The organism is Alkalibaculum bacchi, assembly GCF_937875145.1.
Lineage (GTDB): Bacteria > Bacillota > Clostridia > Eubacteriales > Alkalibacteraceae > Alkalibaculum > Alkalibaculum bacchi_A.
Genome location: NZ_CALNCS010000182.1, coordinates 1 through 7,438 on the forward strand (window position 1 = coordinate 1; position 7,438 = coordinate 7,438).

Here is a 7,438-nt window from a genome sequence, read left to right on the forward strand (position 1 = left end):
CAACACAGTAGTAAAAGATAATTATTTGTTTATTTTTTCATGCGATAGCCGTGCTTCGGTACTCGTTCTAAGTTCTACGTTGTAAGTTCTATGTAAGGAACAATTGTTGAATATTAGTCCAGCAATCGTTGGGCGCGTTGGTTCTTCCACTTCCTGCTTTCCAACTTTCACGCTAAAATGAAATCCTCTCTGGTACGGAGTAAATGTTTCCTTGATCTCCTCTAACATACCCTAGTAGAGTAATATTGTATTCCTGTGCCAATTTTACTGCAGCGGAGGTAGGAGTAGATCTCGAGACTAGAATAGGAGCACCTAATCTAATGATTTTCGTCATTATTTCCGAAGATATTCGCCCACTAACAAAGACAATGCTGTTTTCACACAAGTCCATTTTACCTTCTTTTAGTAAAATACCTGTTATCTTATCAAAGCAATTGTGCCTTCCGATATCTTCATTTAATATTTGATATTCTGGGGTATAAAACAATACGCTATGGACGCCGCCTATTTCTCGGAATATTTCAGATTTGTGCATAAAGTTCTTCATACTGCTTAATATGGTCTCAATAGGATATACTGTCTTGCTATCAGCTGAAAAGTACTGGCTTTTCTTTAGGGGGTTAATGTAGGTATAACATTGACCACAACCAGAAGTCACACTCCTTAAGCTCTCTTGCCTGTTGACTTTTATCTCCTCTTTTAGCTCCACAATAACTGCCTGCATTCGCTCATTATAGTAGATTTCTTTTATATCCTCATAAGAGTTAATAACCCCATCATTGTAAAGAAAACCAAGAGTCAATTCTACTTCGTACTGATTTAAACAGAGGAGGGAAACCAATTCTTCTCCATTGACGATAATCTTTAGAGAAATTTCGGAGATGATCTTCTTTACTACTTCTTTTGTATAAAATTTGTCTTCTTCTTTTTCAATTTTTAGCACATCAAACTCTTGATAAATGTTTTCTTCCATATAAGCACCTCTTTTGTCTCTTTTAATCCAATTTTGCTATTGCTATACCACCTGACAGGGGCCCCTCTTAGATAAGTTTTACTATGTCTCCTAATTTTATTTCTCCACTTGTAATTACTTTAGCAAAGATTTCACTGTGAATCAATTTGCAAGGCATTTTTGAGGGAGATAATTGGCATGAATCTGCGTGGCAATCTTTATTACACTCTGTCAACCCTAGCTGTACTTGTCCTATTTCTAGTACATCGCCTATTTTAAGTGCCTCTAAAGGAATACCCTCTAATGTGATATTCTCCTTAAATTTGTTAAAACAAAGACCTTTTTCTTCTTCCTTATTCATCCAGTCTTTTATCTCTGCAGATGTAATAGAGACCTGTCTATCTCCCTTTCCCTTGTGCCTGTCACCACATACTCCCTGACCGGCTTCCATTTTAAGGACTTGTGATGGTTCCCCAACTTGCCCTTTTGTTTTATTGCAATATAGTCCTACTACTTTACCCTGCACCTTTATACCTCTTCTCTTAAAAGCTGAATTTCTCCTATACGATTCAGAGAGTATCCGCCTAATTCCTGTAGTCTCTTTTTAAATTCTTCACTTTTTAGGATATCTAGGAAGGATTGAATAATTGGAAGCTCTAGATAAGCTTCTGGTATAGCAAAATCATACTCTTCTTCACCTATAGGAATAAAATCTAAATCCATAGCCTTTGCAGCAGACTGAATACCCATACCTACATCGGCGCTATCACTTCCTACTAAAGCAGCTACTGCCATATGGGTTGAGGCTTCTCGATCATAGCCCTTGATTTCCTCTGGAGAAATGCTCATCTCCTTTAATTTGTAGTCAAATAGCAATCTAGTCCCCGCTCCTCTTTGGCGATTTACAAATCGATGATTTTTCAAATCTTCTATTCCTCGAATATTTAATGGGTTTCCTTTTTTCACAATTAAACCTTGTATACGCCCTACTCCCTTTATAAGGGCCATGGGCTCTTTAAACATTCTCTTTATATAATTTATATTATACTCTCCTGTTTGTTCATCTAAAAGGTGAATAGGAGCCATATGAGCTTCTTTTCTCATCAATGCCATAAGACCACCCATACTACCGACATGAGTACTTGACACAAAGGTATTTGAATGCCTGTTTGGCATCATATCCCCTATTACATCTAAAATTAAATCATGGCTACCTATGACTACAACGGTATTTTCTATTTCTTGTAAGCTTCTATATAATTCAATCTTTACTTTTTCCCCTGCTTCAACGCCTTCGCTATTTTGATCGATGACACAAAAGCCATCTGCACGAACTAAAGACATAGCTGCCCCAGCACCTCTCGCCAATGGCGCTGCCACAATCTTACCACCTACGCTACCTACTTTTACCCTTACGTATTCCTTGTGTTTTAAGCTGGACACAAGCCTTTTGGTGATAACAGCTTCAACTTCATTCGTTTTGTCCTTTGCTTGTCCACTAAACATGTTTATTACAGGTATTACAAAGTTTTCAAATCCTATATAAGCAGATACAGGGTACCCTGGTAAGCCTATTACAGGCTTGTTATTTACAATAGCTAGTATGACCGGCTTTCCTGGTTTGATGGCCACACCATGAATCAATACTTGTCCTAATTCTCTAAGGACGTGTACGGTATAATCTTCTGTTCCCGCACTAGAGCCTGCATTGACAATAACCATGTCGTATTTTTCTGTAGCCTCTTTGATTTTTTCCTTGATCTTGTCATAATCATCTTCTATAGTTGGAAATCGATGAGGTATGCCTCCTAGTAAAGTAATCATGTTTTCAAACATTCTGGAGTTGGATTCAATGATATCCCCTTCTTTTGGTTCTTCTGTAGGTTCTATAATCTCTGTACCTGTAGGAAAAATAGCTACCTCAGAACACTTTATCACTTCAACTTCTAAAATTCCTGCAGAAAGAAGTACACTAATATCAATGGGGCGTATTTTATGATTGCTGGGTAACAACATCTCCCCTACTACTATATCTTCTCCAATGGATCTTATATGTTGCCACGAAGAAGCGGCAGATACAATTCGAACTTTATTTTCTACACCAATGTCTATGAGATCTTCTGCCATGATAACTGCATCGTAAGGTGGATTGATTGGATCTCCTGTATCGACTACTTTAAAATCAACTCCTAATTCTAAATCAATAGGAGTAGCTTCATTAGCACCAATTGTCTTCTCCGAATTTACTGCAATTCCATCCATGGCAGATGCATTGAAAAGAGGCGAACAGTATTTAGCAAATATTGCATGTCTCGTCACTCGATTTAAAGAAGCAGTTACGGGAATGGTTTCATAAATTGGCGACCATATCTCTTTGATAGCCTTAAGATAAATTGCAATTGCTTCGTCTACAGGTGTGGTCTTTAAATATAAATTTCTTTTTTCCATAGTATCCTCCTATAGTAAGTGAACATAAACCATTTCGCCTACGTTTAGTCCTTCATGATTTTGATCTATAAATATATATCCATCTGATTCTGTCAATGTACTCATTAGCCCCGATTTTCCAAGTATCGGGCGAGCAATATAAGCTCCATTACTTTGAATAAGCTTTACTAATTGACAAGTTAGCCTACCTGGTGCACTGGCCACATTCGTCTCCATTTTAGCAAGAACCTGTATGTTCTTAGGTCTCTCCTCAAATGTTTCTTTCAGCCAAACTACAATAAGCTGGAAGACGATTAAAGCTGCTGCAGGATGGCCAGGAAGTCCTATTAAGATGGTTTTGCTTTTATCATCTACACCCAAAATAGTGGGCTTACCGGGCTTTAAGGCGATTCCATGAGTGAATACTCCAGGCTGAGACAACTCATTTAAAACTTTTGCTGTTATATCCTTTTTCCCTTGGGAGCTTCCTCCTGATACTACTACTATATCACTATCCTCCATAGCTTGTGATACAGCCTTTTGCAAAAGCTCTTCTTCATCTTTTAATACATAAGTCTGCTTTACTTTAAATCCCTGTTTTGTTGCCATAGATTCGATGGCATAGGTATTAATGTCATGAATTTGACCAAGCTTCGCCTGATCTTTAAGGCCTACGAGTTCATCTCCTGTGGAAATAATCGTCAGCGTAGGCATTTTATATACTTTTACTGTTTCAATACCTACAGATGCTAAAGTCCCTACTTCTTGAGCCCGAACTAAGGTCCCCTTTTTTAGCATTAATTGACCTTCTTTTCGATCTTCTCCAATAGATATAATATTGCTTCCTGAAGAAACAGTGCTATAAATGGCGACTTTAACTTCGTCAAAGAGCTCACTATACTCCACCATGACCATAGCATCTGCACCTTCTGGAACCATACCGCCTGTAGGGACATAAGCACATTGTCCACTTTTTAATACATGAGTAGATGGATATCCAATTTCAATTTCTTCTACAATATCTAAAAATACAGGCAGACTATCACTAGCACCCATTGTATCTTTAGCAATTACAGCATACCCATCTACTGTAGAGCGAGGAAATTCAGGAACCATACAAGGGCTATATATATCCTGTGCTAAGACTCGATCTATTGATGATTGAATGGTAATTTCTTCTGTATCTAAAAGAGACCATTGTACTGCTGAATGCAGTTTTTTTCTAGCCTCTTCTAAGGTATCTACTTTTAATAATTTCACAAATTCCCCTCCTTTGTAATGTAAACTCTACTGATTTAGTGTAATCCTTATCAAGGTCAATACACCTTATAAAGTCTTTTATGAAGCACGGTTTTCACTTTTATTTAAAAATATAAGATTATTATATATGAAGATATGATAAAACTCAATTGGGAACGATGATTGACGATTGTTAAATAATTAGAAAGAGAACCATCTCATGTGTGTTTTTTTGCCGTCAAATAAATCCTAATCACCTTTACACAACAAATCTACCCTAAAAGCAAGCTTTTCTACGAAAAAAGGCAGATATCTGCAAAGATACCTGCCTTCATAGCTAGCTATAATTAATTCTTCTTAACTGTTGCAGCGCATACTTTTAACTCTGGAATTTTTGCGATTGGGTCTAGTGCTGCGTTTGTTAGTAAGTTTGCTTTTCCATCTTCAAAGTGGAATGGCATGAATAGAACGCCTTTTTCTATTGTATCTGTTACATGGGCTTCTACATTAACTTTCCCACGGCGGCTACTTACTTCAACGATCTCTCCTTGAGCGATGCCAAGATTTGCTGCGTCTTCAGGGTTCATCTCTACATAAGAGTGTCCAGAAAGTTTATTTAAACCATCAACTTTACCCGTCATAGTACGAGTGTGATAATGGTATAAAATTCTTCCTGTAGTAAAGATGAATGGGTATTCTTCATCCGGTTGTTCTACAGCTGGACGGTAAGTTGCTGGTTTAAAGATGGCTTTTTCTCCTCTGCTAAACTTCTCAGTATGTAAGATAGGAGTTCCAGGATGATCTTTATCTAAACAAGGCCATTGTATGCCGTCTTCCTGAATTTTATCTATGCTTATTCCACCGTAGGAAGGTGTAACACTTGCTATTTCTTCTAATATTTCAGCAGAATTTGCAAAGCTATTTTCATAACCTAAGCCCTTCATTACATCTATTAGGATCTCATAATCTAGTCGAGTATCTCCTATAGGCTTCATTGCTGCATTTACTAATTGAACACGTCTTTCTGTGTTTGTAAATGTACCATTCTTTTCTGCAAAAGAAGTAGCTGGTAAAACCACATCTGCTAATTGTGCAGTTTCTGTCATAAAGATGTCTTGTACTACTACGAATTCACATTCCTTTAAAGAGTGTTCTACATGATTACTATCAGGATCAGATACCATTGGATTTTCACCCATAATGTACAAGCAGCGAATTTTTTTCTCTAAAATGGCTTCAAACATTTCAGTAGCTGTTAATCCTTTTTTGTCTGAAAGAGATACGCCCCATGCTTTTTCAAATTTCTTGATAACGTCTGGGTTAGCAACTTTTTGGTATCCTGGGAAGTCTGTAGGAAGAGCTCCCATGTCGCAAGCGCCTTGAACATTGTTTTGTCCTCTTAGTGGATTTACGCCACAAGCATATTTTCCAATATTACCACATAATAAGGCCATATTAGATACACTCATAACGCCTTCTGTTCCACTGCTGTGTTGTGTAACACCCATTGCGTATAAAATAGACGCAGTTGGTGCAGTTGCGTACATTTTTGCAGCTTTTACTAGATCATTTGAGTCAATTCCACAAATGCGAGCTACTACTTCTGGTGTATACTCTTTTACTACTTCTTTTAATTCTTCAAAACCTTCTGTACGACTATTTACATATTCTTTATCTAAAAGATCTTCTTTAATAATTACGTGCATCATTCCATTTAATAGAGGAATGTTTGTACCTGGTTTAATTTGAAGGAAAAGATCTGCTTGTTTTGCCAACGGTATTTCTCTTGGCTCAGCTACAATTAGTTTAGCGCCTTTATTTAGCCCTTGTCTTACATTCATACCGATAACGGGATGAGTTTCTGTAGTATTAGAACCTATAATAAAATAAAGGTCGCTATCTTTCACTTCATCGATGGTGTTAGTCATGGCTCCAGAACCTAGAGTTGTAGCCAAACCTGCTACTGTAGACGCATGGCAAAGTCTTGCACAGTGATCCACATTGTTGGTTCCAATAGCTGCACGCATCATCTTCTGGAATACGTAATTTTCTTCATTTGTACAACGAGCACTAGATAGTCCAGCAAAAGCATCTGGTCCGCTTTCTTTTTTAATAGCGTTCATTTTATCTAGTATAAGAGTAAGCGCTTCTTGCCAAGATGCTTCACGGAAGACACCATTTTCTTTAATTAATGGAGTTTTTAATCTATCATTAGAGCGTACGAAGTCGTATCCGTATCTTCCCTTTACGCATAATCTTCCGTCGTTTGCTTTTGTACCTTCTACAGCTGATATCCCGACGATTTCATCGCCCTTCATATGTAAATACATTTGGCAGCCTACACCACAGTATGGGCATGTAGTACGTACTTTAGTGATATCCCAAGCCCTACCCCTACCTACAGATTTTTTACTAACTAAAGCTCCTGTAGGACATACTTGAACACAATTTCCACATTGAACGCAACTAGATTCTCCCATGCCGTCGTTATAGTCACATATGATCTCAGAAGAAGATCCTCTGTAACCTACAGATAAGACTTTATTACCTACTAAATCACTACAAACTGTAACACATTTATTACAAAGGATACATTTTCTGTTGTCCCTTGTAATCATGACGCTTGAATCGTCTATGATTTGCTCTGGTAAAGATTCCATTTTAAATGCTGGCATATGAATCCCTAAATCATAAGCTGCACTTTGTAAGCTACAATCTCCATTGGCTTCACAAGACATACAATCGTGTTGGCCATTAGAAATCAGTAAGTTTACGATATTTCGACGAGCACTTAGTACATCTGGTGATGCTGTATGAATA

At 37.5% G+C, this 7,438-nt stretch carries 5 protein-coding genes; all 5 read right to left on the bottom strand.

The window, feature by feature from the left end:
- Nucleotides 1-172 precede the first annotated feature (172 nt).
- A complete protein-coding gene (fdhD, locus tag Q7P22_RS10695) occupies nucleotides 173-973 on the bottom strand; it encodes a formate dehydrogenase accessory sulfurtransferase FdhD (RefSeq protein ID WP_303864005.1) in 801 nt (266 codons plus the stop codon).
- Nucleotides 974-1,040: 67 nt separating this feature from the next.
- Entirely contained in the window at nucleotides 1,041-1,478 is a 438-nt protein-coding gene (locus Q7P22_RS10700; RefSeq protein WP_303864007.1) for an MOSC domain-containing protein, read from the bottom strand.
- A 2-nt stretch (nucleotides 1,479-1,480) separates the two neighbouring features.
- The gene (locus Q7P22_RS10705) at nucleotides 1,481-3,400 is read right to left on the bottom strand and encodes a molybdopterin biosynthesis protein (RefSeq protein WP_303864009.1); all 1,920 of its coding nucleotides are present in this window, start codon (nucleotides 3,398-3,400) and stop codon (nucleotides 1,481-1,483) included.
- Nucleotides 3,401-3,409: 9 nt separating this feature from the next.
- Nucleotides 3,410-4,639: a gephyrin-like molybdotransferase Glp gene (gene glp / locus Q7P22_RS10710; RefSeq protein WP_113920937.1), complete on the bottom strand. Its 1,230-nt coding sequence runs from the start codon at nucleotides 4,637-4,639 to the stop codon at nucleotides 3,410-3,412.
- Between the two features lie 326 nt (nucleotides 4,640-4,965).
- Nucleotides 4,966-7,438 (bottom strand): formate dehydrogenase subunit alpha (gene fdhF / locus Q7P22_RS10715; RefSeq protein WP_303864011.1); only part of this gene is annotated, 2,473 nt, incomplete at its 5' end.